This window comes from Streptomyces sp. SID1328, assembly GCF_009865595.1.
Lineage (GTDB): Bacteria > Actinomycetota > Actinomycetes > Streptomycetales > Streptomycetaceae > Streptomyces > Streptomyces griseoluteus.
Window position 1 is genome coordinate 1 of the sequence record NZ_WWKH01000692.1, and the last position, 465, is coordinate 465.

The 465-nt window shown below is 77.2% G+C and carries 1 protein-coding gene; it reads right to left on the reverse strand.

The genetic code is table 11. The annotated features are described in order from the left end of the window. The coding region (locus GT030_RS22000) for a peptidase dimerization domain-containing protein (RefSeq protein WP_161202565.1) at positions 1–465 on the reverse strand (465 nt) is incomplete at both ends.

A 465-nucleotide genomic window follows, 5' to 3' on the forward strand; every position in this document is an offset into this window, starting at 1 on the left:
CGCCATCGCGGCCGAGGCCGCCTCCGCGCGCACCACCCGCTCGACCGCAGCCGTGCCCCGGACCAGCGCCGCCTCCGACAGGGCCCGGACGGTGACCCGCAGCTCGGCGCGGGTGGCTATGACGTTCCCGGTGCGCCCGGTGTCCCCGGCGCGCAACGAGGACGCGGTGACCAGCAGCCGCTCGGCCGGGTCCGTCTCGCGGGCGGCGACGACCGGGAGCCGGGTCACCGCCCCGGCCGCCGCCAGCAGCGGATCGGCCGTCAGATGCGGGGTTGCCGCGTGCCCTCCGTCCCCCTCGAAGACCACCTCCAGCGTCACGCTGCCCGCCATCAGCGGCCCGTCGGCGTGCGCCACCATCCCGGCCGGGAACGCGGCGGTGTGCTGGGCGAGGACCACGTCCGGCGCGGTGATCCGGTCGTACAGACCGTCCTCCAGCATGGCGCGGGCACCGCTCAGCGTCTCCTC